Genomic DNA, 25,641 nt, shown 5'->3' with positions numbered 1-25,641 from the left:
TTCGAAATAATAAGCAAAGCCCAATTTTTCATCATCATTGATTTACTTATTCTCTTCGTCACCTTCATTACTTGTCATTTCCTCTAATCTCGAAATGGTATTAACCAAATGGTTATTAAAAATATCCTTTGCCACCCCAAGTAATGCACCAATCATTGGGTCACTTAAAGAATAATAAACTTTTTTTCCTTCCTTCACGCCATAAACAATATTTTTAGCACGCAATACACTTAATTGCTGAGAAACGGCAGAACCCTCTTTCTCTAAGCAATCTTGAATCTCATTGACACTTTTCTGTCCATCTACAAGGAGTTCAAGTATTCTGATGCGTAACGGATGTGCTAATGCTTTGAAAAAATCCGCTTTAAACTGTTGTAAGCCCTCGTCCATAAAAAACCCCTCCATATAACTACATATTCAAATATTTGAATATGTATGATTGTAATCCTGTTACAACATTTTTTCAATATCTACTATTAAAAAAAGAACAAAAACAAGTGCTTAACACTCGTTTTTGCTCTTTTCAGTGCGACATTATTAATCTGCTACTATTTTGTTCTTCTTTAAAGGATAATCGTATGTTAAACATGGAATAATCGCCAATAGTACGATGACCACCAATGTTAAAACGAGAGGAATCATGCCAAATTGATCTACCATAATACCACCAAATAGTGGACCAATCATCCGTCCTCCAGTAGCAGCACTATTGATAATCCCTTGATAGAATCCTTGACGACCTTTTGGTGCCAGTTGATTAGCAATCGTTGGTAATGCAGGCGTATAAAACATTTCACCAAATGTTAAGACAAGCATCGCTGCTCCAAACATTTTAAAATCGTTTGCAAAGGCAATAATACCAAAGGAAAGTGCAATCAGCGTTACACCAAATACTAACTGACGCTTTAAATTGTGTTCCCACCGCTTTACGAGCGGTGCAATGAGTGGTTGCCCAATGACAATTAGAAGACCGTTGATTGTCCAAAGTAAGCTATATTGCTTTAATCCCAATCCTAAATCTTGTGTATAAGATGAAATGGTTGCACTCCATTGTGAATATGCTAGCCAGCATAAAACGGAGGATGCACTAATTATTAACAAAGCATAGAAAGGTGCCTTGTTTACGATTCGCTTACTTTCGCTCAAGACATTTTTAGGTGCAATACTGCCCGCCTCCAAACGCTTAAATGTAAATAAGGCAATGAAAAAGAATAAAATATACATACCTAAATTCACTTTAAACACATAGTCAAATTGATAATCTGCCACTATACCTGCAAGGGCAGGACCTACGGCAACACCGACATTTTGTGCTAAATAGATAGTATTAAAAGCCTTACGTCCACCTTCTGGCCAGGCAGCCCCAGCTAAGGCAAACATACCTGGGAAAACAATGCCCCCACTAAAGCCTAGTATCGTTAAAAACCACACATAATGTGGCCAACCGTGCCAAATTGTTAAGCCAATTAATGAAGCAATCGTTAAAAGGATACCAAGCATAATAGCTTTATAGCCACCAATTCTATCAAATAAGTAACCACCTAATAGATTACCTAATACTCCAGCAGCAGAATTCAGCATTAAGACAAAACCAGCCATAGCTAAAGATTTGCCTAAATAATCATGCATATAAATGGCATTCAAAGGCCATAAAAAAGAGTTGCCTGTTGTGTTCACAAGCATTCCGATAATTAAAAACCAAACACGTTTTGGCATAGGATGACCTCCATTATTTCGCTTCTCTAAATAGTTAGTGTATGCTGAAATACTTAAAAGTACAAGGAAAATAATTTTACCTTTTTTACAAGACTTCTATCCTATTTTCAATCGTATTTAGTTTTGTTCCTTTCCATTTTTCTTTATCCAAATCATGATATTACCCTTACCCCATGACGGAACGAAATGCACATGATAGAATAGAGCGTTAGAGGAGTGAAATAAATGACAGAGACGAATTTTCCTTTTCCTTCAGAGGGGAAAAGATACTATACATGGAATCGCTATTTACGTGACCAATTTGGTCATAAAGTATTTAAAGTGGCATTAGATGCAGGATTTGATTGCCCTAACCGCGACGGCACAGTTGCTTTCGGTGGCTGTACATTTTGCAGTGCTGCAGGTTCTGGTGATTTTGCTGGTAATAAGGTAGATCCAATTGATGTTCAATTTGCTGAAATCCGAGACAAAATGCACCAGAAATGGAAGGATGGCAAATACATGGCCTATTTCCAAGCCTACACAAATACACATGCCCCTTTGCCAGTTTTAAAAGAAAAATTTGAAGCAGCTTTAGCGCAAGAAGGTGTAGTAGGTCTTTCTATTGCTACTCGTCCTGACTGTTTACCCGATGATGTTGTCGAATATTTAGCAGAGCTAAATGAGCGGACGTATTTATGGATTGAGCTCGGTCTACAAACGGTGCATGAGAAAACGGCTAATCTTATTAATCGTGCCCATGATTATGCAACGTATGTGGAAGGCGTTGAAAAATTGCGTAAGCATGGCATTCGTGTTTGCTCACATATCATTAACGGATTGCCTCTCGAAGACTATGACATGATGATGGAAACGGCACGAGCAGTTGCACAATTAGATGTCCAAGGCATTAAAATCCACTTACTTCATCTATTAAAAGGAACGCCTATGGTGAAGCAATATGAAAAAGGTATGCTAGAATTTTTAGATCAAGATGTATATACAAAACTAGTAGCAGACCAATTAGAAATTTTACCACCAGAGATGGTCATTCATCGTATTACAGGTGATGGACCGATTGATTTAATGATTGGACCCATGTGGAGTGTAAATAAATGGGAAGTACTGAATGGCATTGATGCTGAGCTTGAACGTCGTGGTAGTTGGCAAGGGAAGTTGTATAAGGCAGAGGTTATGAAATGATACTACAACGCGTTTTACAATATGCCCAGCAGTTATTAAAAGATAATATAAAAGAGGGAGATACAGTTGTTGATGCAACTGCTGGAAACGGCCATGACACATTGTTTCTGGCACAGCTTGTTGGGGATGAAGGGCAAGTTTATGCCTTTGATGTCCAAAAAGAGGCGGTTGACGCGACACTCCTCCGACTTTTAGATCATGGTTTAGAACATCGAGCACTCGTTTTAAATAAAGGGCATGAAGAAGTTACACAGTTTGTACACAAGCCTGTAACTGCGGCAATCTTCAATCTCGGCTATTTACCTGGTAGCAACCATGATATTATTACAAGACCTAATACAACAATCCAAGCCATTGAGAATATATTAAAGCTCTTAAAAGTGGGCGGTTTGATTGTTCTTGTTATTTATCATGGTCATCCAGGTGGAAAAGAAGAGCGTGATAAGGTCATTGATTATGTAAGCCAACTGCCACAAAAATATGTTCATGTCTTAAAATATGCATTTCTGAATCAACAAAATGATCCACCCTTCGTCATTGCATTAGAGAAAATGAAAGAACATCCTATTCAATAATTACATGCTAAAAGGCGATCAGCTAGTTTCTATCAAACTAGCTGATCGCCCTTGCTCTTTATCTACTTGTTATTGCGTTTTTCATTATAGTCAACCCAGAAATCTGCACCTTTAATTCCTAGTTTACGAGGATCAAAGACTGGGTCTTTTCCTTCTTTTTTCTGTTTCTCGTAATCTTTTAATGCGACAATAGCTGGTTTCATGATAATTAAAATAGCTATAACGTTAATCCAAACCATCAAACCAAGACCTACATCTCCCATTGCCCATGCTAGACCAGACGTACGGATTGTACCATAAAAGGCTGCAACTAAAATGGCAATTTTCGCAATCCAAATGAATACCTTTTCTGTGCTACCTCTAAATAAGTAAGCGACATTTGTCTCTGCAATATAGTAGTAAGCCATGATTGTTGTAAAGGCAAAGAAGAATAACGCAATGGCTACAAATGGAGCACCAAAGCCAGGTAATGATGAGTCAACTGCATATTGTGTATAGGCTGCACCTGCTTCAATACTTTTCGCAAAAGTCATTTGCTCATCGCCTGCTAATCCACCACTATTAAATTCTCCAATATGGATAAATGGATCTGCTCCCTCAGCTGCCTTTTCATCTTGTACATTGTACATGCCTGTAAATAAAATCATAAATGCCGTAGCAGAACAAATTAATAATGTATCAATATAAACAGACGCCGCTTGTACAATTCCTTGCTTAGCAGGATGTGATACTTCCGCAGCTGCCGCAGGGTGAGCACCAGTTCCTTGACCAGCCTCATTAGAGTAAATTCCACGTTTAACACCCCAAGCAATCGCTGAACCAATAATGCCGCCAAAAATTTCTTGAGCCCCAAATGCACTAGAAAAAATTAATCCGATAACCGTTGGTACTTGTGAAATATTCATAAAAATAATGATAATGGCCATAATGATATAGGCTAATGCCATAAACGGTACAATAATCTGGGCAGCATTTGCGATTGATTTAACACCCCCGATGATAATAGCACCTAATAAAACAACAATAATAAGTCCTGTGATCCATGTTTCCAAACCGAAAGCGTTTTCAACAGCACCTGCGATGGCATTCGACTGCACACCAGGCATCAAAATTAACATTGCTATTAAAGCCGCCACAGCAAAAATAACTGCAAACCATTTTTGGCCCATTCCTTTTTCTATGTAAAAGGCCGGTCCACCACGATATTCTGTATCTTTCTCTTCTTTATAGATTTGAGCTAATGTTGACTCTACATACGCGGTAGCCGCACCTATGAAAGCGATTGCCCACATCCAAAAGACAGCACCAGGTCCTCCCATTCCAATCGCTGTCGCAGTACCAGCAATATTACCTGTACCTACACGTCCTGATAATGCGATAGACATTGCTTGGAATGAAGATATTCCCTTTTCTGACTTCTCCCCTTTAAACATTAAAACAAACATATCTTTAATGTGCCTTACTTGTAGGAACCTTGTAATAATTGAGAAAAATAACCCAATTAATAAGATGCCATAAATAAACCATGGTCCCCATAAAATACCATTCAACTTCTCTACAATTACATCCATTTTACCCCTCCAATTTGAATTACCTTACTTTAAGTCATTATAGTATTACACTTTTCTGAAAATTGCAATATTATTTTTAAGTAACAATATTTAAGTAAGTAACCTAGTAAATGGAAGGGTATAAACCTATTTAATTATATAACCAATTCTTCGAAGAGCATTATTAATAAAATCTCGTATATACATAAAAATCTCTTCGCGCTCTCCCTCATGAAATAAATTATGATAACAATTTGCCCATTCTTTAAACTGAAATTCCGTGAATTCCTGTTGATGAAGCCAATTTCGAGTTTGGCGAGTGTCCGTAATTTTATCCTTCTCAGCTGTCATAATTAGCATAGGCATATTAGGCATTTCACCTTTAGGCAGCATCACTAAATTTTTCATCATCTGCTGAAGTTCTCGATACCATTTCACAGAAACTACAGTCATGAGCGGTACATCATCTTTCATTTCTTCTCTGCCTTCAACACTACGCGTTAATTTCTCTAATGTAATATCATGTGTCAATTTAACATTGGCCGTTAACGCACTTAGACTTGTTAAAGCATTTGTTAATTTACCTGGTAATAGCTTTAGTTGCAACCAAGGTGATGTTAAAATAATGCCTGCACATTCATATTGTCTCTTTTGCAGTGTATGGAGGATTAATGTTGCACCTAGTCCATGCCCTATTACAAAGGTTGGTAAATTATATGAAAAAGCATTTTCAATCAGGTTTCTTGTATACTTATTGTACAATTTGAAGTCTTCATCATGGACTCGAGCAAACCTTGCATTACCCCCATGATTCGGTAAATCTCCCATGACTATGTGGAAGCCTTCTAATCTTAATTTCTCTATCAGCCATGCATACCAACGGTGATTTTCATAAGCACCATGAAAAATAGCAATCACAGCTTTTGCTTGTCCATCAGCTTCCCATTTCCACATTACATAGTCCTCCTAAAAAATAATTACACTTTGATTATATCGAAATAAATAGCACATTTTAATTTTATATTTCCATAAAGTTGCGTATTTGATACGATAATACTACATTATAGAAAGAAAAGAGGCGATTTTCATGATTTATCCATTTAAAGATAAAACGCCAAAGATCGATCCGTCTGTTTTCATTGCTGACTACGCAACTGTTACGGGCGACGTAACAATTGGCGCCGAAACAACCATTTGGTTTAATACGGTTATTCGTGGTGATGTTTCCCCAACGATTATTGGTAAACGTGTCAGTATCCAAGATCTTTGCTGTTTACACCAAAGCCCAAAATATCCGCTCATTATTGAAGATGAGGTAACAGTTGGACACCAAGTCACTTTACATAGTTGTACAATTCGCAAAAATGCCTTAATCGGTATGGGATCCATTATTTTAGACGGAGCTGAGATTGGAGAAGGTGCATTTATTGGAGCTGGAAGCCTAGTACCTCCTGGTAAAGTCATTCCTCCAAATAGTTTAGCATTAGGTCGTCCAGCAAAAGTTGTCCGAGAATTAAATGCTGAAGATAAAGAGGATATGGAACGCATCGTACGAGAATACGCAGAAAAAGGTCAATATTATAAATCACTTCAGAAATAAATAACCTACACAAAAAATCAATACTAACGAAAAAATCCCTCGCGTTTTCGTGTACCGAATATGTTCACGAATCCTAGCGAGGTATTTTTGTAAAAAAAACAAAAGGAGCAATGTTGCCCCTTTGCTTATTAATACATCAGAATAATTTTCTAATGACTTCATTACTTTAGTTCAATAGTTTATAAACGTGCTTTTTCTCGTAGCGCGTCTGCTTTATCAATTTGCTCCCATGGTACATTTAAATCTGTACGACCAAAATGTCCATACGCAGCAGTTTGTTTATAAATTGGACGACGAAGATCAAGCATTTTAATGATACCTGCTGGGCGTAAATCGAATAGCTCGCGTACCCATTCAACGATCTCGCTTTCTTTCACTCTACCTGTGCCAAATGTATCGACAGCAATGGAAACAGGCTGAGCAACGCCAATCGCATAGGCAAGTTGCACTTCAGCACGCTCTGCTAAGCCAGCTGCTACGATGTTTTTCGCTACATAACGTGCTGCATATGCCGCCGAACGGTCTACCTTGGTTGCATCCTTACCTGAGAAGGCACCACCACCGTGACGTGCATAACCACCGTATGTATCAACAATGATTTTACGTCCTGTTAATCCAGCATCACCTTTTGGCCCACCAATTACAAAACGGCCAGTTGGATTGATGAAGTATTTCGTATTAGCATCTAATAATTCACTCGGTACAACTGGTGCAATAACAAATTCTTTTAAATCTGCTTGAATTTGTTCAAGTGTTGCTTCTTCATCATGCTGTGTTGAAATAACAATTGTATCCACGCGAACCGGTACATTATTGTCATCATATTCAATCGTTACTTGCGTTTTACCATCAGGACGTAAATAGGCAAGTTCACCTGATTTACGTACTTCTGTTAAACGGCGTGCTAATTTGTGTGCCAAGCTAATTGGTAATGGCATTAGCTCTGGTGTTTCATTACATGCATAGCCAAACATTAAGCCTTGGTCACCAGCACCAATTGCTTCTATATCAGCATCTGTCATAGAGCCTTCACGTGCCTCTAATGCCTGATCAACACCTTGAGCAATATCAGGTGATTGTTCGCCAATTGCCACAAGCACCGCTAAGTTCTCAGCATCAAAGCCATATTTACCTCGTGTATAGCCAATTTCAGCTACAGTGTCACGAACAATACCTTTAATATCCACATAAGTAGAAGTAGTAATTTCTCCTGCTACTAATACTAATCCTGTTGTTACAGTTGTTTCACACGCTACACGTGCATTTGGATCTTCTGCTAAAATAGCATCTAAAATGGCATCCGAGATTTGGTCACAAATCTTATCTGGATGTCCTTCTGTTACACTCTCTGATGTAAACAGTCGACGGTTTGTCATTTGGTTTTCCTCCTAAATACTCTTACAATAAGTAGTTGTGTATGAATACGGTACTCATTACCCATGTCAAGTCCGCTCCTAAGGATTGAACTCTCAAGCCGTTACTGCTGCTTTTAACACGAGGATTTCGAAAGATCCGTCATTATAATAAGGAAAGAACTACATATACTTACCTTTACATTGATTTTTAACAATAAAAAAATCCTTTTCTCACGTTACTTTACATGAGGAAAGGAATAATGACTGCGTAACCTTTCACTCTTATCGTTCAAGGGATGTTCCCTTGCATCAGGTTGGCACCAACGCATGTCGTGAAATAGTTCATGCAGGTTGCCGGGTTTCACAGGGCCTGACCCTCCACCAGCTCGGGATAAGAGTATCCGTTCAATCTCATGTTACTGAAAAGGTCGAACGTTGTCAAATATTTTCTTATGTATTACTGTATAGAAAGGAAAGAACTTATTACACAAAAACTTTTCATACTTGGATGATGATGTAAATAGAAGCAAATTAATCCCTACAACATACCTAGCTACTTGTGGTAACATATGTGTGGCTCAATTTTCGTGCCTAATTACAGTAGGATTGATGGTATTCTACTCGAAAAACATTATTTTTTGTCAGTTTATTGAAAAGTGGTAAAAACTCTAAAATAATTTCTTAATTAGTATAGATTATTTAAGCAATTGTGTTATACTATTTTTGAAATTAAGAAAAAATCCCTCTAAATCAAGGGAATACTATAAAAAAGGATGGTATTTAATCGATGAATTCAGTAGAAATTGCAAACGAACTGAAGGAATTATTAAACGGCGGTAACATTAATGTTCAACTTTCAGTACCACAATTAGCAGAAAAAGCTACATCTCGTGGTGAAGCAATGTTAACAGTAGATGGCGCAGTTCGTGCAGAAACTGGCAAATACACTGGTCGTTCACCTAAAGATAAATATACGGTAGAAGAAGAAAGCACAAAAGATCAAATTGACTGGGGTAAAGTCAACCAACCGATTTCTTCTGAAGTGTTCGATAACCTATATGTAAAAGTAATAAAATATTTAAAAGAACGTGACGAGTTATTCGTATTCAAAGGCTTTGCAGGTGCTGACAAAGACTCACAATTAAGCATTCAAGTTATCAATGAATACGCATGGCACAATCTTTTTGCTCATCAATTATTTATCCGTCCAACAGCAGATGAATTAGCTTCTCATGTTGCCGACTTCACTGTCATCTCAGCTCCTAACTTTAAAGCAGATCCTGCGGTTGATGGTACTGCTTCTGAAACATTCATCATCGTATCACTTGAAAAGAAAATTATTTTAATTGGTGGTACAGAATATGCTGGTGAAATGAAAAAATCTATCTTTGGTATCATGAACTACTTATTACCACAACAAGGTATTCTTTCAATGCACTGCTCAGCAAACGTTGGTGAAGCTGGCGATGTAGCGTTATTCTTCGGTCTATCTGGTACTGGTAAAACGACGTTATCAGCTGATCCTGATCGTAAGCTAATCGGTGACGATGAACACGGTTGGTCTGATAATGGTGTATTCAACATTGAGGGTGGCTGCTATGCAAAAACAATCAACCTTTCTGCTGAAAAAGAACCAGAAATCTACAATGCAATCCGCTTCGGCTCTGTATTAGAAAACGTAGCTGTTGATCCAGAAACTCGTATTTGTGACTATGATGATGGTTCACTAACAGAAAATACACGTGTAGCTTATCCAATCCAATACATCGAAAATATCGTTGATCCTTCTGTTGCAGGTCATCCAAAAACAATCATCTTCCTAACAGCTGATGCATTTGGCGTGTTACCTCCAATCAGTAAATTAACAAAAGAACAAGCGATGTATCACTTCCTAAGCGGGTTCACTTCTAAACTTGCTGGAACTGAACGTGGTGTGACTGAGCCAGAACCAGTATTCTCTACTTGCTTCGGGTCTCCATTCCTTCCACTTCCTGCAACAGTATACGCAGAAATGTTAGGACAAAAAATTGACGAGCACGGTGCACAGGTATACTTAGTAAACACTGGTTGGACTGGTGGCGAATATGGCACAGGTAGCCGTATGAAACTATCTTACACACGTACAATGGTCCGTGCAGCAATCGATGGTAAATTAGCAGATGTTGAAACAACACAAGATGCTGTGTTTGGTTTACACATTCCAAAAGCAGTTGAAGGCGTACCTTCAGAAGTGTTAAATCCTCGTGAAGCTTGGGCAGATAAAGCTGCATACGATGCAAAAGCTGCTGAGCTTGCAGGCTTATTCAACGAAAACTTCAAGAAATTCTCAAACGTTTCTGAAGCCATCACTACACTTGGTGGTCCATTAAAATAACGTCTATATAAAAGACAAAGGGAACAATTTATTCGTTCCCTTTGTCTTTTTGTTTTCTCTATGCTTTATTGTTGTTTCATCCACTTGCAAAGAGCACGGACAGTTTCACGATTTTTTGCTGGTGGATATTGATGTGCATAGTTAAGATCATACCAAGTTTCGAATGATTTATTTGCTTCCTCTAAAAAAAATGCCAATTGTCTGGCATGTTCAATATCCACATTTTCATCACGATAGCCATGAATGATAAGAACGGGAGCTGTTATACGCTCTATCTCAAAAAGTGGTGTTCTTGCATCATACGCTTCTGGTACACGATTAGGTGTTCCTCCAATAACACGCTTCATCATTCTGCGCATATCTGTACGCTCCCAATAAGTGGCCGTTGCATCAGAAACACCTGCCCATGTTACAACAGAAGTAATATCCCTTCTTAAAATAGCTGTCCACAGAGCCATAATACCACCTCGTGAAAAACCAAAAACATGGATATTGTCATTGCAGAATTGTTTGAGTACATCTACGGCATAGACCGCATCGTAACGGTCTGCCCCTGCAAACTCGTCACGCCCCTCTCCCCCACGATTCCCACGATAATATGGGGCAAATACGATAAAGCCCTGCGCCGCAAATTGTGCAATACGAGAGGGTCTTACCATCCCAATGCTTTGCATGCCGCCTCTTAAATATAAAAAGCCATCATATGTACCTTCAGTCTTTGGCTCTGCTAATAGTCCTTTTATACGTAAGCCCTGTGAAAGATAGGTTATTTCCGTTAAACGTATAGCTGGATTTGGTGAAGGATAGGGGCGTTTTTCGATAATATCACCATTGTGTGTCACGATGTTTCAGCTCCTCCAGCATTTTCTTCATCCCCTCATCCTTCATGTGAAAACTCAAGTTAGGATGCTGAGCAAATTCTTCATCGGTTAACCAAAGCATGCCTGACGTTTCTAAATCAAATTCTATATCCTCTTGCGCTAAAAATTGTGCAGTGAAAACGGATTTACAAAAAACGATTTCATCATACACTGCATACTCTGCAAACCATTGAAGATTCTTCACATGAACACCCGTCTCTTCAAAAACTTCTCGAATCGCCGCCTCCTCTAAGGTTTCCCCTTCTTCTAATTTCCCTCCTGGCACTTCTACACCACGTCGTTTATGGACAGTACATAACCATTTATTTTCATGCTTTAAAAGGACAAGGACGTGTTTAGGTTCTACTTTAAATTCGCCTCTTGTAAAACTCAAATCTACTTGTAGGCCATGTAAATCTGTAAATGTTAACATCTCTTCAACCTCACGTTCTTTCTTGTTGCAAAACAAAAGTTACTTTCTTTATCATTACTTCTATTTTATGGACGGAATTTAATCATCATTCCTATTCCTATCTATATTAACTATATTGTAAACCTACAATGACAAGCAACCCTAAGCTACAGTCTTGTAAAGCATGAAAAAAAGCGTGCTTCATAGGAAGACACGCTTTTCTTTAGATTACTTGCTGACCGTCAAAATAGACGATAGGACTTTTCACAACACAATCAATATGAACATCTGACGCATTGGCTCCACCAAATGGCGCATTACTGCCAAAAGCGATATGGATGGTCCCATACACCTTCTCATCCTCTAATACATTGCCACATAGGATAGCACTTTTATTGGCTCCGATGCCAAACTCTGCAATGACTCTACCATTGCCTTCACCAAGTAATGCCAGTAGTGGTGGACCATCAGGACCGATTGCTTCTTCTAAGCGACCATTCTTTATTTTTAATAATAATGGCTCCTTTAAAACACCAATATTAGCAATAGAGCCATCTACTAAAATCTCTCCATTCGCAGATGTTTCTATTGGTGCAATATACGATTCTCCTGAAGGAATATTCCCGTACTCACCAGGTTGACGAATAACCCCTGTAGAACGAATTCCGAAACGGCCGTCTACACTAAACGTCAGCTCATGACCATCCTTGACAATACGAATATCTTTTGTCGTATTAAGTAAAAGGACATATTTTTCTACCGTAGCTTCGATCTCCTGTGCATCTGCATGAAGGGCACCTTGCTCTAGCATCTCCAATGTTACCCCTGGCATTGTTGCTACACGTCCACCCTTTTCACAGGCATGTTTACGAGCCAGTGTATGTGTTAGGGAGTGGGAGGTAATACACAGTGTAACATCGGCATTTGCCATAAGCTCAGAAACTGCATGGATTGGCTCCTGCCCAGATTTCTCTAACAGGGGCATCACCATGAACATTGTATTTGCAGTAATTGACAGTCCAGCTTCATAAAAAATTTTTGCGATGTCTTGTTTGTGGCTATCTGTCAAAATTAATAGTGACTCAGAAGATTGAACATTTAAATTGCCTTTTAAAACATTTAGTGCAATATCATGTAAATGATGCATAATAGGGCTCCTTAATTAAAATACAAATGATATCTACGAATAATTCCTTCTATTTCATTTCTAGCTTCCGTTAAAGGTCCCAAAAAATCAGGAACACGTTGCTCTGTAAAACGATAAATTGGTCCAGAAACGGTAATAGACGCTACGACCTGTTCCTCACTATTAAATATAGGCATTGCTAGCGCCAATACATCGACCGAATACTCACTGTTACTAAGTGCATAGCCACATGTTCTAATTTTTTCTAGCTCTGCCCTTATTTCTGTGGCATCTGTCATCGTATTATTTGTATAAGCTGTTAATGGTTCATCTATTACCTTTGCAATTTGCTCTTCATTTAAAAAAGCAAGCATTGAACGGTAAGATGCTCCTACATACAGTGGCGATCTACTTCCTCTTGAAACTGTAAACTTCACCTTATTTACAGGCTCTGCTTTCAGTAATGTTAACGCTTCCAGTCCATTCAGTACGGTAAAAATAGCTGTTTCACCAGTGACATCCTTTAATTTCTCAAGAACTGGCATACATAGCTGATCTATGTTTAATGAATCATACATATTCATACCTATTTCCCATAATGCAATACCAAGAGAATATTTTTTTGTTATAGGATCTTTTGTTATAAACCCATTATTTTCGAAGGTTTCAAGAATGCGATATAAATTTGTATGATTCATGTTCATCGCCAGTGCTAACTCTCGACCACCCCATGTGGGCTTTTCCTTTGTAAACATTTTTAAAACCGCAATTGATAAATTTAATGTCTTTAGCATATCTCTCATCCTTCTGAACTATTTATCTGTACAAACGGCTGCAAATCTCTCTCTTAAGGGGGAAATAATCGACAGATTTAGCAGCCGTCAGCACCTGATATCACTTTATCAAAAGTAAGAGAGTAGCTAATCTCTTACTTTTGATATAGGAAATCAACAGCAGCAGTTATATAAACTTTTGCACAGCGTACGATATCCTCAACACGCACTTTTTCATTATAACCATGAATACTTGGTAAATAAGCTGGGCCGTATTGCAATACAGGAATATCATATTGTCTGAAATGACGAGCGTCACTGCTTGCCCATTGCATGACACCATATGCCTCTTGCCCTGTAACATATGATATATTTTCCACTATCGATTGGCATACAGGATTTTCAGCAGGCGTATAATTGGCTACGCTTTTAAAGCCAAAACGTTGGATTGAATAATCGATAGCCAAGCCATCTAGTTTAGTTGTCAAGATTTCTGTTACTTCTTCTTGTGTAATACCAAATGGTAAACGACAATCGACCTGGACCTTACAGTAATCTGGGATTACGTTTGACTTCGTACCTCCCTCAATTGTACCAATATTTACAGTAATTTTCTCTAAAACTTCTTGATATTTCAAGCGATCTTTCTCCACTTCACGCATGTATTTTTTTGATACCTCGATAAGTGGCTTTACCTCTTCAGGAATTGTGATTTCTACATCCCATAGTGTACGAATCTCTTGTATAGCTCGGATTGCATCAACAATGGCATTTCGTCCAGCCAATGGTGATAGGCTTCCATGACCAGGTTCCCCACGCACCTCTAATTCAAACCAGTAAGAGCCCTTTTGTCCAATAGTTGGGTTTAAAGGTGAAGAGGGCTCAGCGATTAAACAACCATCTCCCTGCACATAGCCTCGCTCTAACAGCCAAGGAACACCAAATTCACCGCCAGTTTCTTCATCTGGTACGATCGCCAAAGTTAATTTCCCTGGTAGTTCAATGTTCAGTTTCTTTAATAACTTTGTTGCAAAAATAATACCTGCTAAACCGGCTTTCATATCACTCGCCCCACGTCCAAGCATCCAGCCATCCTTCACTTCTCCTGAAAACGGATCAAAATCCCATTTTGATAGATCACCGACAGGAACAACATCGGTATGGCCACAATAAACGAGTTCTTTTCCTTCCCCATTTCCAATAGAAGCTACTAAATTAAACATTTTATCAGCAGCTTCATATTTTTGATAAGTAATGCCTACATCATTTAAATAGTTTTCGATAAAAGCTGTTATTTCAGTCGTATCCCCTGGAGGATTGACACTTGGAATTTGAATGAGCTTTGAACAAAACGCTATCAATTCATCTTGATGATTTTCAACTGCCTCTACTAATTGAGCTTTAAGTGCTTGTAAATCATTCATGTGTGTGTACCTCCTTTCCTTTCGTTTGTAGATGACTCATGCTACCATATAAGCCTTTCATATGTGTAAATTGTGTTTCATCAAAGAAAGAGCATTTATTAGCACCGTAAGTTTTTGCTACCTCTAACACAAATCGCACAACATTTTCTACATCTGTGACATGGGTTGCACCTGTTGCACAGCCTGCCACAACAGATTCAGTTGTAATCGCTACACCTACAACAGGGCTAGATGTTGCAACTGCTGGTTGTAAAATACTATTGATATGGAATAAACCATTACCATAGGGTGTAATGTCTTGCATCGTGATTGGCAGGACAACTGGAGAAATGCCAGCAGATTGTGTATATACGTGCAATAAATCATCACTAATTTTTAATATGTAACCTTCTTTGACAGTTGGCGTTATCGCAAATCCTTTATGGTTACATACTTGATTGCCTTTTGTTGTATCAATTGATAGAATAGCATCCATTGTATCTTCTACTTCATTTTCGTTCATGACACTAATATCCACTGGCGAGTTCATAAATGGCACTGGCTCATGTGGTAAGGTTGGAGCTGTTGGACAAATATGTGTGGAGAAAATAACGTCACCCTCTAATTGATCACCCTTTAAGGCCATATCAATAGCTTTTGCTGCTCCTGCCAGACATGCCAGTGCGCCGTCTCCATCTGATACAAAGCCTGTCATTTCAGGGCGTGCTCCGATACCACCTAATCGTCCAATAATTCCTAATGTAGGTGCATTTCCGCCAGAGGATTTGCCATTCTTTCCTTTCACGAGGACGCGAACAAAATCTGTTGAGCCGCTTTCGCCTTGAATAGTTTTTACCTTGACATCTGCTGTGGAATCAATATTGTGTAAATACTTCTTAATCGTGTCTCCGTTTACATAAATACTATCCATTACCTCGTATAATTCAATAACATGCTTCAATGACATAATCAGTCCGCTCCTTTTTCTGCTTCAATAAATTTTATCTTTCGTTAAATTGATGTACTTCTTGCTGTATCGACTTATATAAATGACACGATACTTGATGTGTAGCTGATACTGTATCAAGTGTCGGTTGGACCTCTGCACATTTTTCTGTAGCAAAACGACAACGCTTATGGAATGCACAGCCACTCGGGGGATTAACCGGGCTTGGAACATCGCCAGATAAAATAATACGGTCCTTTTTATCAAAAGGATTTTCCTTAGGTATGGCCGATAACAAGGCTTGTGTGTAAGGATGCTGAGGGATCTTATAAATTTCCTTGTATGTGCCAATTTCCACTATTTTTCCTAAATACATGACAGCAATACGATCACACATGTAGTTCACCACATTCAAATCATGTGAAATAAAAATATAGGTTAAACCGAATTCTTTCTGTAAATCTTTTAATAGATTGATAACCTGAGCCTGTACAGAGACATCTAATGCTGAAACAGGTTCATCACACACCACAATATCTGGATTCAGTGCAAGAGCCCGAGCAATATTTATACGTTGTCTTTGTCCACCAGAAAATTCATGTGGATGGCGCTTTGCATGGTATGCACTTAATCCGACTGTTTCAAGTAATTCAACCACTCGCTTTTTACGGGATGCCTCATCACCAATCCCATGGATCACTAATGGCTCAGCAATAAGATATTCAATCGTTTTACGAGGATCGAGTGATGCATAAGGATTTTGGAAAACCATTTGGATGGATTTTCGAGCAGAGCGGATATCTTTTGAATTTAAGCTTGCTAAATCCGTTCCCTTAAATTCAACTATTCCCTCTGTTGGTGAAATTAGCTGGTTGATTAAACGGGCAACCGTTGATTTACCACACCCCGACTCTCCCACAATCCCCAGTGTCTCACCTTTATATAACTCAAAACTTACACCATCTACCGCCTTCACAAATTGTGTTGGTTTTTTAAAAGGAATTGAACTTTTAATGGGAAAATGCTTTTTTAAATTACTTACCTTTAAGACAAGTTCATTGTACTGTTGCATTAAAAATTCCCTCCTTCCTAGGGACAATTTGATCTTTTGCTTGTAAATGGCAGGCTACAAAATGGTTGTCCTGTACTTCCACTAAATCAGGCACAGTACTACGACAAATATCTGTCGCTAAAGGACATCGTGCTGAGAAGTGACAGCCACTATGTGGCATTGTTAAATCTGGTGGACTACCAGGAATAGCCGGCAGCCTTTGTTGCTCTTGAGTCCCCATTGTAATTTGAGACTCTAATAATCCCCACGTATAGGGATGTAAAGGTTTTTCATAGAGCTGTCTTGTTGTAGTAGACTCTACTGTACGACCTGCATACATAACATTTACTTTGTCACATAGCTCCCAAACTACACCTAAATCGTGCGTAATCATAATGATGGCTGTATCATGTTCTTGTTGTAATTTTTTCATTAAATCAAGAATTTGAGCTTGTACAGTTACATCTAGTGCAGTTGTTGGCTCATCAGCAATGAGTAGTTTCGGGTTACAAGCTAGGGCAATAGCAATCATGACACGCTGACGCATTCCACCTGAAAATTCGTGAGGATACATTTTTAATCGTTTCTCTGGCTCAGGAATCCCAACCATTTTTAACATATCGACGGCTTTGATAGCGGCATCTTTCTTCGATATTGTTTCATGTGCTTGGATGACTTCAATAATTTGATTGCCCACTGTTAAGACAGGATTCAAACTTGTAATTGGATCTTGGAAAATCATTGAGATGTCATTGCCTCGCACATTGCGCATTTCCCTTTCAGAAATTTCGATTAAATCGCGGCCATTAAATAGAATTTTTCCATTCGTTATTTTTCCTGGCGGAGATGGAATTAAACGCATGAGAGCAGTGGCTGTAACACTTTTTCCTGATCCTGACTCTCCCACAATACCTAGTGTTTCCTTCTTATTTAATTGTAAATTTACTCCATTAACAGCTTTCATTGTAGAGCCGCCACTTTTAAATTCTACTGTTAAGTTTTCTACATCTAGTAAACGTTCAGTCATGACTCCACCCCCTTCCATTAAACTTTCATTTTCGGATCTAGTGCATCTCGTAATCCATCCCCTAATAGGTTAATTCCAAGAACTGTTAATAAAATACAAATGCCTGAAAATGTTGCCATTTGGGGATTTAATACTAAAAAGTCTTTGCCATCTTTTAAAATACTGCCCCATGAAGCTGTCGGTGGTTGAACGCCTAATCCTAAAAAGCTAAGGGCAGCTTCTGAAATAATAGCGCCAGCTGTACTCATCGTTCCATAGACAATTAAAGGGGCTAAACAGTTCGGTAATATATGGCTAAAAATGATCCTCGTATGTGTAGCACCTAAAGAATGCGTTACTTCAACGAATTCTTCCTCTTTTACACTTAACACCTGTCCTCGAACAAGTCGTGCGAAACCTGGAATATTAGCAATACCAATCGCAACAATAACATTGACAAGTCCTTGCCCTAATACCGTCATTAATGTAATAGCTAGTAATATAAATGGGAATGCGAAAAGACCATCCATTGTGCGCATAATAATGGAATCAATGCGTCCACCAAAATACCCTGCCACTAAGCCTAGCAGTGTGCCAAACACAGCACCAAATAGCACCGCCGCAATTCCAACAATCATTGAGATTCGTGTACCGTAAACTAAGCGACTAAACAGATCACGGCCATAGTTATCTGTTCCTAATAAATGTCCTTCTGTATTCATCGGTAAAAACGATTTACCGACAATCATTTCATTCGGTGGATGGGTAGCAATTAATGGGGCAAAAATAGCAACAATACCCATTAAAGTGACAATGATTAACCCAATTGTCGCTAATTTATTTTTTAGCAACTTGCGCAATAACGTATTTCTTTTTTTCGTTTCTTGGACGATTGCTTGAGTCATTGTTATTTTTTCCCCCCATCCGATTCTAAATTGACCTTAGGATTAACCACTTTATAAAGTACATCGACTACTAAGTTAACAAGCACAAAGATAAACGCAATGAAAATAACAGTACCTTGGACGACTACAAAGTCACGTTTATCAATGGCATCTACAATTAATCGACCCATCCCAGGCCAACTAAAAATTGTTTCTGTTAAAACCGCTCCGCCCAGTAAATTAGAAATTTGCATTCCTAACACGGTTAAAATCGGTGTTAGCGCATTCTTAAATGCATGTTTACCAATTACTAAATATTCTTTAATACCTTTAGAACGAGCTGTTTTAATATAATCTTGCGAAATAACCTCTAACATACTTGAACGGGTAATCCGTGCAAATGTCGCCATTGGAATCGTTGCTAAAGCAAATGCTGGCAAAATTAAATGCTTCAAATAGGTCCATAGGCCATCGCTGATATTCCCCATCCCAGTTGCTGGGAACCAACCAAGGTTAACACTAAAGAATAAGACAAGCATGATACCCAACCAGAAAATTGGCATAGATACACCAACTAATGACACAAGCATTACAACATAATCAATGATGGTATTTTGCTTTCTCGCTGCAAATATTCCTGCTGGGATGCCAATCACGACTGCTATTAACAGCGCTGCCAATGCCAATATCACTGTATTAGGGAACCTTTCGAGAATAAGTCCGATGACAGACTCACTATAAGAATAGGAATATCCTAAATTTAACTGTGCTAGATCTCCTACATATGAAATAAATTGCGAAGGCATGGATTTATTTAATCCTAGCTCTTCTCTTAAATTCTCTACATCTTCTACACTCGCTTGTGGTCCAAGCATGACTGAAGCCGGGTCACCAGGAATCATTCGCGTAATAATAAAGACGATAATTCCTACTACTAGCAGTGTCGGGATGAGGTTAACTAATCTTTTTAAAATAAATGAGCCCATCTTAGCAAGACCTCCTTTTCATTATTAGAATCAGTGGTTCATATTGTGAATAATCACATAGTACACCACTCAATAATTGTTTGTAAATATATTTTTTTCTGAATCTTTGTAATTTTATATTTACTTTCTATTTACAAGTGTGCTAATTTTAATCTCGAACCTACCATTTTTGAATCAACGGTTCATATTGTGAAACAAAAACTAAGGAGGCTAGTGCATATGAAGAAATTAAACGTAAGAAAGTCTTTACTACTACTCTTTTTAACTTTACTAATTGGTGTTTTAGCTGCTTGTGGTGGAAACACTGAGAAAAGTACTTCAACGGATGAAAAAGAGGGAGAAGCTACTTCTGGAGGCACATTAAATATTGGTCTGTCAGCCAATGCAAAAACATTTGATCCTATCAAATATACAGGGGTTTATGAATCACAGGTAATGCGTCAAATGGGTGATACGTTAGTTGTTTATAACAAAGATCTATCTGATATCATCCCTTCGTTAGCAACTGAATGGAATGTATCAGAGGATATGTTAGTCTACACATTCAAATTACGCGAAGGTGTTAAATTCCAAAAAGGTCAGTATCAGGATGGCCGTGAAATGACAGCTGAAGATGTGAAATACTCTTTAGAACGCTCTGCTAAAGAATCTGCTATGAATCGTTTAAGTGGTGTAACAGAAGTGAAAGTGTTATCGGATTATGAAGTAGAGATTCACTTAGCTACACCAAATGCTGCCCTACTTGCTATGCTAACGGATGCAGGGAATATTATTATTCCAAAAGAAGAAGTTGAAGGATGGGGCGATAATTTTTCTGAACACTTTGTTGGTACAGGTCCATTCCAACTAACAGAATGGAAAAAAGACCAAGAAGTAAAATTAGTTCGTCACGATAATTACTGGGGCGATAAGCCAAATGTCGATAACTTAACAATGAAGTTTATCTCCGATCAAAATATGATGACAAACGCATTACGTTCTGGTGATATTGATATTGCCATGGACGTTAAAGGTCAAAACCGAGAAATCATCAACCAAGATAGTAACCTTGAGCTTTTAACAAATCCAGGTCTATCGATTGTTTATCTTGATCTTAATAACAAAGTAGGTCCAACTGCTGACAAACGCGTTCGTGAAGCGATTTATATGGCAACAAATGTAGAGGAAATTATTTCTGGCGTTAACCAATGGGGTGGCGGCGATGTTTCTTATTTACCATTACCACCTGGTTCATGGGGATATGATCAATCGTTAGTTGATATGGTACCAAAATATAATCCAGAAGAAGCAAAAAAATTACTATCAGAGGCTGGTTACGCTGATGGCTTCAAGACAGAGATTTTCGTATCAGAAGCACGTGTTCCTTACGCAACGATTTTCCAAAGTCAGTTAAAGAAGAACTTAAATATTGATGTGGAAATAAAAGTGCTTGAATGGGGTACTTACAGTGATACTGTGGCAAAGGGTAATGCGCCAATGAATATTGGTGGCTGGACTTGGTACCCAGATCCTTATTTCTTCCTTTATCAATTATTCCACACAAATCAAATTGGTGCGTTAGGAAATGGTAAAGGCTACAGCAATCCAGAAGTGGATAAATTATTAGAACGCGCCGTATCAGAAACAGTAGTGCAAGAAGAACGTGCAAAATTATACCAAGAAGCATTAAAGCTGATTTTAGCAGATGTTCCTCGTATTGAATTAGAGGCAACACAAACGGTTGCAGGTGTAAACAAAAAAGTACAGGGCTTTGAGGTTTCTGCTGATAACTCCGTACAAATTGTGCATCCAAATGGTACAAACGTATCCATTACTAAATAATTAAACTTGAAAAGTGGAGATACCAGTCTCCGCTTTTCTCTTCATAAGGAGAGATTTGACCCGATGACACGCTATATAAATGGACTTGTTTTTAATTCTGAGACTCGTAGCTTTAATAAGCAATCTTTTCAAGTGCAAGGGCAATACTTTGAACCCGCTACTCATTCACCTGAAACAGAGTTGGATTTAGATGGCTACTATATTACACCAGGTTTTATCGATAGCTGCTCACAAATCGGTCTAGCTGAAATAGGGATTCGTTGGGAAGGTGATGATAGCTATGAATTTGACTCACATTTGCAATACTCTGTAGTTGATGGCATATACCCATTTGATACTGCTTTTCAAAAAGCTGTTTCTCATGGGGTGACTGCATCTCATATTGTTCCCTCTCCTAAAAGCTTGATAGGTGCAAAAACGGCTATTATTCACCATACACATACAACGGTTGATGAAATGGTTATTTCAAAAGATGTGGCTTATTCCTTCTCTATTGGACATCAGGCAAAAAGTACTTTTTTCGCTGAAAAGAAAAAACCACTCACTCGTATGGGCATGGCCAAAATTTTAAGAGAAACATTACAACAAATTCAGCAACAGGAGCCGTCCATTACGAAAATCGTTATTCGAGCGCACAAAGCTGTTGATCTTGAATTCATTAGCCGCCTTCAACAAGAATTTGGGTCAATTTTTGATTTTCATATTATCCATGGCACTGAAATTACATTCCTTCATGAAACATCCTTTAATACGGTTATAGCTGGTCCTACATTTCGATATATTGAGCACAATGAGATGATGGCACTATCACCCAAACTGTATCATCAACTGTATAAGAACAATATTCCATTCGTTTTTTGTACGGATCATCCTGTTAGTAGCACCTCGCATCTAACATTAGAAGGATGCTTAGCTGTAAGAGAAGGTATGGCACGCCAGGACGTGCTATATGCTCTGACAACCGGGGCTGCAAATTTTCTAGGGATTGCCCATAAAACAGGTGCTATTCGTGATGGTCTTCTTGCTGATTTTGTTATTTGGGATAAGCATCCATTAAATTTAGATGCCCAGGTTGTCGCAACCTATATTAAAGGAACAAAAGTTTATGCACGGGAAGAAGGGTTTACACAATGATTATTTATCATCATGCAAAGTTTCATACAGTCAATGAGCAGAACGATACTTGTGAACAGTTATGGATCGAAGATGGGCGTATTGTTTATATTGGACCAGCCAAAGAATTTCCCCCACAAGCAGAGCTAGTTGATCTACAGGGAGCTTATGTTACACCAGGATTAATTGATATTCATGCACATGTCGGAACATGGGCTGAAGTCACTGAAGACATTAATGATGCCAATGAATATAGCGAACCCTTTACACCTCTTATGCACGCTTTAGACAGTGTAGATATCCGACACTTTTCCTTTCAACATGCGTTAGAAGGGGGCGTAACCACTGTGCAAACTGGGCCAGGTAGTGCCAATGTCATAGGTGGTATTTGGAGCATTCTTAAAACAGCAGGACCTACCCTTTCCTCTCGTGTTTTAGTAGAGCGGAGCGGTTTAAAGGGGGCCCTAGGGGAAAATCCGAAAAACGTCTTTGGCAATCAGTATAAGCGCAAGCCGATGACTCGTATGGCCATTGCACAGCTTTTACGAGATGGTTTCCAACGTGCAAGTCAACTCAATGAACAACAACAAACTGAGCAAATTAAAGAAAATGCTGAGTTACGCCCGTTTATTGAAGTACTTCGAGGCGACATGCCACTTCGCCTTCACTGCCATAGAGCAGATGACATTATGACAGCAATTAGAATTGCCAAAGAATTTAATGTGAAGCTTCATTTAGAGCACTGCACAGAAGGCTATCTCATTGTGGATGCCGTTAAAGAAAGTGGATTCCATGCAACGCTTGGGCCCTATATGTTAACGCCATCTAAATACGAAACGCGTCATTCTACACCAGCAATTGCTGCCGTTTTTAAAGAACATAATATTCCATTTGCTATCATGACAGATCATCCATTTGTACCAATTCAATACTTAAAGTATTGTGCCACAGAAGCGATTCGTTATGGTTTAGATAAAGACACAGCCCTCAAAAGTATTACGATCAATGCAGCTAAGCTTGTACAGCTTGATCACCGCATTGGCAGCCTTGAGGAAGGCAAAGATGCTGATTTTGTTGTTTGGTCGCACCCTATTTTTGAAACAGAAGCAAAGGTTTTACAAACTTATGTAAATGGACAAAAATATTACGAAGCGGAGTGAGCGCAATGCAACATTCGAAAATTGCCGTTGTAACAATTGGTCAGGCACCTCGTAAAGATATGGCAGAGGATATACAGCAATTAAGAGAAGCAGGTTTAGATGTTCATGAATTCGGTGTACTTGATTTACTATCCTCAGAGGAAATTGCTACACTTTCGCCTTCTCTTGAGGACTCAGATGTTTTAGTGACACTTCTTACCAATGGTCGACAAGTAAAGCTCAGTAAACAAAAGCTCATGCCTTATATTCAAAGCTGCATTGATGATCTACATGAATTCACTTGGATACTACTTATGTGTACAGGAGATTTTACGAATAAATTATCCTATAAAAATCTTTTACTACCTGATCGTATGATGACTAATTTAGTGAAGGGCTTACATACAGAATTAGCCATTGGTTTAATAGGCCCCGAACCCGAACAACATCGAACGGTTGCAGAGAAATGGCAAAAAGCACAGTTCGATGTAACTTTTTCAGCAAGCTCCCCATACCACTTTGATAACCAACATTTATTGTCAAAAGCACAACAATTAGAAGAGCAAGGAGCCGATTTGCTTATTCTTGATTGTATGGGCTATTCCACAACAATGAAAAACATGATTAAAGATCAACTCACTATCCCCATCATCGTCCCTCGAGAAGCGGTTTTTACAATTTTAAAAGCCATTTGTTAATAGAAGAAAAGGTCACTTCTGATTCAGTGACCTTTTCCCCTATTCGCTAGACACGTTTGTTGAAATAAGGAAGCTGCTCAACGAATGCCTTCGTATCATCATCTCCATATTCATGAACAAGTGCATAGATTTTCATTAATCTTTTATCTATTTCATCATTTTCTCTGTCTTGGTGATACTGTATATACGGTAACTGTGCACGCCATGCATTCGAAATTTCTAACAGTTGCATTTGCTGAAAGATTCTCTCAAATACATCTAATGCTTGTCGATCTACATTGAGTTCGAAATTCCATGGCCCTGCATATGGGTTGGTATAATACGTTCTATTGGCAAGTGAAAAATATACGCGCTGACGATCCATCTTTACGATTCACTCCTTTTTCCATAGTATGGGGTGATAGGTGGTGTTTTATTCGCTTTTATGTCAAACTTCCTTCACAATTAATAGAACCAGATAATTTATAATAGGTATGATGAATAAAGAACGGAGTGAATACTATGAGTTTAACTACGCTCTTAATAGTCGCAGTTATCATCGTTATTTTAATCACCATTGCGACAATTATCAGTGTCAACCGTGCCTATGCCTTTAAACATACTGTTGATGAAAAACCGAAGCAAAACTATCATCAAGAGGAAAATTAAATACCATTACTGAATTTGGAGTGAAAGAAATGGGCGTACCTTTACCAATTATCATTATGATTGCGATGATGATGCTAATGTTTGGTGTTTCTGTCATTATCATTATGAAGAAAAAAAATAATATTTTTACACAAACAATTGATCCAAAACCTGAACAACATACGTCTCAGCAAAAGGAAGAGCAACGATGAAATACCCCTTTATTTGGCTCATCCAGTTTTATAGACAATTTATTTCACCTATGACGCCACCTACTTGTCGTTTTCATCCTACCTGTTCTTCTTATGGGCTCGAAGCTTTTCAAAAGCACGGTGCCTTCAAAGGCTTCCTCTTAACCATTACACGTATATCCAAATGCCATCCATTTCATCCTGGTGGCTTTGATCCTGTGCCTGAAAAATGGCCTTCGAAAAAGAATTAATT

The 25,641-nt window shown here is 38.5% G+C and carries 27 protein-coding genes and 1 riboswitch; of the genes, 11 read left to right on the top strand and 16 right to left on the bottom strand.

The genetic code is table 11. From position 1 onward, the window contains the following. Positions 1-42 precede the first annotated feature (42 nt). Positions 43-390, bottom strand: a complete 348-nt coding sequence (locus AAJG31_RS19225) for a metalloregulator ArsR/SmtB family transcription factor (protein WP_048391099.1) — start codon at positions 388-390, stop codon at positions 43-45. Between the two features lie 147 nt (positions 391-537). Continuing rightward, the gene (locus AAJG31_RS19220; protein WP_048391096.1) at positions 538-1,716 is read right to left on the bottom strand and encodes an MFS transporter; all 1,179 of its coding nucleotides are present in this window, start codon (positions 1,714-1,716) and stop codon (positions 538-540) included. 225 nt (positions 1,717-1,941) lie between these two features. On the opposite strand from AAJG31_RS19220, the gene AAJG31_RS19215 reads away from it, so the two are divergent. Both AAJG31_RS19215 and AAJG31_RS19210 read left to right on the top strand, forming a co-directional pair. After that, the gene (locus AAJG31_RS19215) at positions 1,942-2,898 is read left to right on the top strand and encodes a TIGR01212 family radical SAM protein (RefSeq protein WP_048391094.1); all 957 of its coding nucleotides are present in this window, start codon (positions 1,942-1,944) and stop codon (positions 2,896-2,898) included. Further along, entirely contained in the window at positions 2,895-3,473 is a 579-nt protein-coding gene (locus AAJG31_RS19210) for a class I SAM-dependent methyltransferase (protein ID WP_048391092.1), read from the top strand. Before AAJG31_RS19215 ends, AAJG31_RS19210 begins: the two co-directional genes overlap by 4 nt. Before the next feature lie 62 nt (positions 3,474-3,535). Here AAJG31_RS19210 and AAJG31_RS19205 read toward each other — a convergent pair whose 3' ends face one another. After that, entirely contained in the window at positions 3,536-5,044 is a 1,509-nt protein-coding gene (locus AAJG31_RS19205) for an alanine/glycine:cation symporter family protein (RefSeq protein WP_048391090.1), read from the bottom strand. A gap of 126 nt (positions 5,045-5,170) precedes the next feature. Beyond that, positions 5,171-5,977 carry an alpha/beta hydrolase gene (locus AAJG31_RS19200; RefSeq protein WP_279495806.1) on the bottom strand — a complete coding sequence of 269 codons (807 nt, stop codon included), beginning with the start codon at positions 5,975-5,977 and terminating at the stop codon, positions 5,171-5,173. A 133-nt stretch (positions 5,978-6,110) separates the two neighbouring features. Here AAJG31_RS19200 and AAJG31_RS19195 point away from each other — a divergent pair, with 133 nt between their 5' ends. Then, positions 6,111-6,623 (top strand): gamma carbonic anhydrase family protein, encoded by a 513-nt coding sequence (locus tag AAJG31_RS19195; RefSeq protein ID WP_016994472.1) that lies wholly within the window; start codon positions 6,111-6,113, stop codon positions 6,621-6,623. Positions 6,624-6,802: 179 nt separating this feature from the next. Here the strand turns inward: AAJG31_RS19195 and metK are convergent, their stop codons facing one another. Continuing rightward, entirely contained in the window at positions 6,803-7,999 is a 1,197-nt protein-coding gene (gene metK, locus AAJG31_RS19190) for a methionine adenosyltransferase (RefSeq protein ID WP_004225981.1), read from the bottom strand. Positions 8,000-8,257: 258 nt separating this feature from the next. Beyond that, positions 8,258-8,376, bottom strand: a riboswitch (SAM riboswitch). 389 nt (positions 8,377-8,765) lie between these two features. On the opposite strand from metK, the gene pckA reads away from it, so the two are divergent. Continuing rightward, positions 8,766-10,352 (top strand): phosphoenolpyruvate carboxykinase (ATP), encoded by a 1,587-nt coding sequence (gene pckA, locus AAJG31_RS19185; protein ID WP_048391084.1) that lies wholly within the window; start codon positions 8,766-8,768, stop codon positions 10,350-10,352. A gap of 65 nt (positions 10,353-10,417) precedes the next feature. On the opposite strand, the gene AAJG31_RS19180 is transcribed toward pckA, so the two are convergent. The 10 genes from AAJG31_RS19180 to AAJG31_RS19135 all read right to left on the bottom strand — a co-directional run bounded on the left by AAJG31_RS19180 (position 10,418) and on the right by AAJG31_RS19135 (position 19,799). Further along, the gene (locus AAJG31_RS19180; protein WP_048391082.1) at positions 10,418-11,194 is read right to left on the bottom strand and encodes a prolyl oligopeptidase family serine peptidase; all 777 of its coding nucleotides are present in this window, start codon (positions 11,192-11,194) and stop codon (positions 10,418-10,420) included. Next, positions 11,178-11,645, bottom strand: a complete 468-nt coding sequence (locus AAJG31_RS19175) for an NUDIX domain-containing protein (RefSeq protein WP_054549912.1) — start codon at positions 11,643-11,645, stop codon at positions 11,178-11,180. The genes AAJG31_RS19180 and AAJG31_RS19175 overlap by 17 nt, the downstream gene beginning before the upstream one ends. Positions 11,646-11,847: 202 nt before the next feature. Then, positions 11,848-12,771: an aminopeptidase gene (locus AAJG31_RS19170; protein ID WP_279495810.1), complete on the bottom strand. Its 924-nt coding sequence runs from the start codon at positions 12,769-12,771 to the stop codon at positions 11,848-11,850. A gap of 11 nt (positions 12,772-12,782) precedes the next feature. Continuing rightward, on the bottom strand, positions 12,783-13,544 hold the full coding sequence (locus AAJG31_RS19165; protein WP_279495812.1) for an IclR family transcriptional regulator: 762 nt from the start codon (positions 13,542-13,544) through the stop codon (positions 12,783-12,785). Between the two features lie 134 nt (positions 13,545-13,678). Then, complete coding sequence (locus tag AAJG31_RS19160; RefSeq protein ID WP_054549911.1) at positions 13,679-14,947, bottom strand: ArgE/DapE family deacylase; 1,269 nt, start codon at positions 14,945-14,947, stop codon at positions 13,679-13,681. Next, on the bottom strand, positions 14,940-15,893 hold the full coding sequence (locus tag AAJG31_RS19155; RefSeq protein ID WP_066038100.1) for a DUF1177 domain-containing protein: 954 nt from the start codon (positions 15,891-15,893) through the stop codon (positions 14,940-14,942). The genes AAJG31_RS19160 and AAJG31_RS19155 overlap by 8 nt, the downstream gene beginning before the upstream one ends. Positions 15,894-15,927: 34 nt before the next feature. Beyond that, the gene (locus AAJG31_RS19150; protein ID WP_279495815.1) at positions 15,928-16,944 is read right to left on the bottom strand and encodes a dipeptide ABC transporter ATP-binding protein; all 1,017 of its coding nucleotides are present in this window, start codon (positions 16,942-16,944) and stop codon (positions 15,928-15,930) included. After that, on the bottom strand, positions 16,928-17,950 hold the full coding sequence (locus tag AAJG31_RS19145; protein WP_054549910.1) for an ABC transporter ATP-binding protein: 1,023 nt from the start codon (positions 17,948-17,950) through the stop codon (positions 16,928-16,930). Before AAJG31_RS19145 ends, AAJG31_RS19150 begins: the two co-directional genes overlap by 17 nt. A 17-nt stretch (positions 17,951-17,967) precedes the next feature. Next, entirely contained in the window at positions 17,968-18,834 is an 867-nt protein-coding gene (locus tag AAJG31_RS19140; protein ID WP_004225950.1) for an ABC transporter permease, read from the bottom strand. Between the two features lie 2 nt (positions 18,835-18,836). Next, on the bottom strand, positions 18,837-19,799 hold the full coding sequence (locus AAJG31_RS19135; protein ID WP_004225947.1) for an ABC transporter permease: 963 nt from the start codon (positions 19,797-19,799) through the stop codon (positions 18,837-18,839). A gap of 219 nt (positions 19,800-20,018) precedes the next feature. Between AAJG31_RS19135 and AAJG31_RS19130 the strand changes: the two genes are divergently transcribed. The 4 genes from AAJG31_RS19130 (at position 20,019) to AAJG31_RS19115 (ending at position 24,570) form a co-directional block, all read left to right on the top strand. Beyond that, on the top strand, positions 20,019-21,620 hold the full coding sequence (locus AAJG31_RS19130) for an ABC transporter substrate-binding protein (protein ID WP_279495819.1): 1,602 nt from the start codon (positions 20,019-20,021) through the stop codon (positions 21,618-21,620). Between the two features lie 63 nt (positions 21,621-21,683). Continuing rightward, positions 21,684-22,754, top strand: a complete 1,071-nt coding sequence (locus tag AAJG31_RS19125) for an amidohydrolase family protein (protein WP_279495821.1) — start codon at positions 21,684-21,686, stop codon at positions 22,752-22,754. Then, positions 22,751-23,893: an amidohydrolase gene (locus AAJG31_RS19120; protein ID WP_279495823.1), complete on the top strand. Its 1,143-nt coding sequence runs from the start codon at positions 22,751-22,753 to the stop codon at positions 23,891-23,893. The genes AAJG31_RS19125 and AAJG31_RS19120 overlap by 4 nt, the downstream gene beginning before the upstream one ends. A gap of 5 nt (positions 23,894-23,898) precedes the next feature. Continuing rightward, the gene (locus tag AAJG31_RS19115) at positions 23,899-24,570 is read left to right on the top strand and encodes an AroM family protein (protein ID WP_112116405.1); all 672 of its coding nucleotides are present in this window, start codon (positions 23,899-23,901) and stop codon (positions 24,568-24,570) included. A 46-nt stretch (positions 24,571-24,616) separates the two neighbouring features. On the opposite strand, the gene AAJG31_RS19110 is transcribed toward AAJG31_RS19115, so the two are convergent. Next, positions 24,617-24,934 (bottom strand): hypothetical protein, encoded by a 318-nt coding sequence (locus AAJG31_RS19110; RefSeq protein ID WP_009371464.1) that lies wholly within the window; start codon positions 24,932-24,934, stop codon positions 24,617-24,619. A gap of 137 nt (positions 24,935-25,071) precedes the next feature. Between AAJG31_RS19110 and ytzI the strand changes: the two genes are divergently transcribed. The 3 genes from ytzI to yidD are packed head-to-tail and all read left to right on the top strand — an operon-like array spanning position 25,072 to position 25,639. Beyond that, positions 25,072-25,218: a YtzI protein gene (gene ytzI / locus AAJG31_RS19105; protein ID WP_004225932.1), complete on the top strand. Its 147-nt coding sequence runs from the start codon at positions 25,072-25,074 to the stop codon at positions 25,216-25,218. A 29-nt stretch (positions 25,219-25,247) separates the two neighbouring features. Further along, complete coding sequence (locus AAJG31_RS19100) at positions 25,248-25,409, top strand: hypothetical protein (protein ID WP_004225927.1); 162 nt, start codon at positions 25,248-25,250, stop codon at positions 25,407-25,409. Then, positions 25,406-25,639: a membrane protein insertion efficiency factor YidD gene (gene yidD / locus AAJG31_RS19095; protein WP_279495829.1), complete on the top strand. Its 234-nt coding sequence runs from the start codon at positions 25,406-25,408 to the stop codon at positions 25,637-25,639. Before AAJG31_RS19100 ends, yidD begins: the two co-directional genes overlap by 4 nt. The last annotated feature ends 2 nt before the right edge of the window (positions 25,640-25,641 follow it).

Source organism: Lysinibacillus sp. BS3, assembly GCF_039614735.1.
Classification (GTDB): domain Bacteria; phylum Bacillota; class Bacilli; order Bacillales_A; family Planococcaceae; genus Lysinibacillus; species Lysinibacillus capsici.
The sequence above is the reverse complement of the archived record's forward strand: the minus strand, read 5'-3'. Positions and strand labels throughout refer to the sequence as shown.

Bases quoted from the DNA above. Each gene is read 5' to 3' on its own strand.
- AAJG31_RS19210 (WP_048391092.1), top strand. From the start codon at position 2,895: ATGATACTACAACGCGTTTTACAATATGCCCAGCAGTTATTAAAAGAT.
- AAJG31_RS19200 (WP_279495806.1), bottom strand. From the start codon at position 5,977: ATGTGGAAATGGGAAGCTGATGGACAAGCAAAAGCTGTGATTGCTATT.
- AAJG31_RS19155 (WP_066038100.1), bottom strand. From the start codon at position 15,893: ATGTCATTGAAGCATGTTATTGAATTATACGAGGTAATGGATAGTATT.
- yidD (WP_279495829.1), top strand. From the start codon at position 25,406: ATGAAATACCCCTTTATTTGGCTCATCCAGTTTTATAGACAATTTATT.
- AAJG31_RS19125 (WP_279495821.1), top strand. From the start codon at position 21,684: ATGACACGCTATATAAATGGACTTGTTTTTAATTCTGAGACTCGTAGC.
- AAJG31_RS19135 (WP_004225947.1), bottom strand. From the start codon at position 19,799: ATGGGCTCATTTATTTTAAAAAGATTAGTTAACCTCATCCCGACACTG.
- AAJG31_RS19215 (WP_048391094.1), top strand. From the start codon at position 1,942: ATGACAGAGACGAATTTTCCTTTTCCTTCAGAGGGGAAAAGATACTAT.
- AAJG31_RS19150 (WP_279495815.1), bottom strand. From the start codon at position 16,944: ATGCAACAGTACAATGAACTTGTCTTAAAGGTAAGTAATTTAAAAAAG.
- AAJG31_RS19145 (WP_054549910.1), bottom strand. From the start codon at position 17,950: ATGACTGAACGTTTACTAGATGTAGAAAACTTAACAGTAGAATTTAAA.
- AAJG31_RS19120 (WP_279495823.1), top strand. From the start codon at position 22,751: ATGATTATTTATCATCATGCAAAGTTTCATACAGTCAATGAGCAGAAC.
- AAJG31_RS19195 (WP_016994472.1), top strand. From the start codon at position 6,111: ATGATTTATCCATTTAAAGATAAAACGCCAAAGATCGATCCGTCTGTT.
- AAJG31_RS19220 (WP_048391096.1), bottom strand. From the start codon at position 1,716: ATGCCAAAACGTGTTTGGTTTTTAATTATCGGAATGCTTGTGAACACA.
- AAJG31_RS19100 (WP_004225927.1), top strand. From the start codon at position 25,248: ATGGGCGTACCTTTACCAATTATCATTATGATTGCGATGATGATGCTA.
- AAJG31_RS19175 (WP_054549912.1), bottom strand. From the start codon at position 11,645: ATGTTAACATTTACAGATTTACATGGCCTACAAGTAGATTTGAGTTTT.
- AAJG31_RS19205 (WP_048391090.1), bottom strand. From the start codon at position 5,044: ATGGATGTAATTGTAGAGAAGTTGAATGGTATTTTATGGGGACCATGG.
- AAJG31_RS19115 (WP_112116405.1), top strand. From the start codon at position 23,899: ATGCAACATTCGAAAATTGCCGTTGTAACAATTGGTCAGGCACCTCGT.
- ytzI (WP_004225932.1), top strand. From the start codon at position 25,072: ATGAGTTTAACTACGCTCTTAATAGTCGCAGTTATCATCGTTATTTTA.
- pckA (WP_048391084.1), top strand. From the start codon at position 8,766: ATGAATTCAGTAGAAATTGCAAACGAACTGAAGGAATTATTAAACGGC.
- AAJG31_RS19110 (WP_009371464.1), bottom strand. From the start codon at position 24,934: ATGGATCGTCAGCGCGTATATTTTTCACTTGCCAATAGAACGTATTAT.
- metK (WP_004225981.1), bottom strand. From the start codon at position 7,999: ATGACAAACCGTCGACTGTTTACATCAGAGAGTGTAACAGAAGGACAT.
- AAJG31_RS19140 (WP_004225950.1), bottom strand. From the start codon at position 18,834: ATGACTCAAGCAATCGTCCAAGAAACGAAAAAAAGAAATACGTTATTG.
- AAJG31_RS19165 (WP_279495812.1), bottom strand. From the start codon at position 13,544: ATGCTAAAGACATTAAATTTATCAATTGCGGTTTTAAAAATGTTTACA.
- AAJG31_RS19170 (WP_279495810.1), bottom strand. From the start codon at position 12,771: ATGCATCATTTACATGATATTGCACTAAATGTTTTAAAAGGCAATTTA.
- AAJG31_RS19160 (WP_054549911.1), bottom strand. From the start codon at position 14,947: ATGAATGATTTACAAGCACTTAAAGCTCAATTAGTAGAGGCAGTTGAA.
- AAJG31_RS19130 (WP_279495819.1), top strand. From the start codon at position 20,019: ATGAAGAAATTAAACGTAAGAAAGTCTTTACTACTACTCTTTTTAACT.
- AAJG31_RS19225 (WP_048391099.1), bottom strand. From the start codon at position 390: ATGGACGAGGGCTTACAACAGTTTAAAGCGGATTTTTTCAAAGCATTA.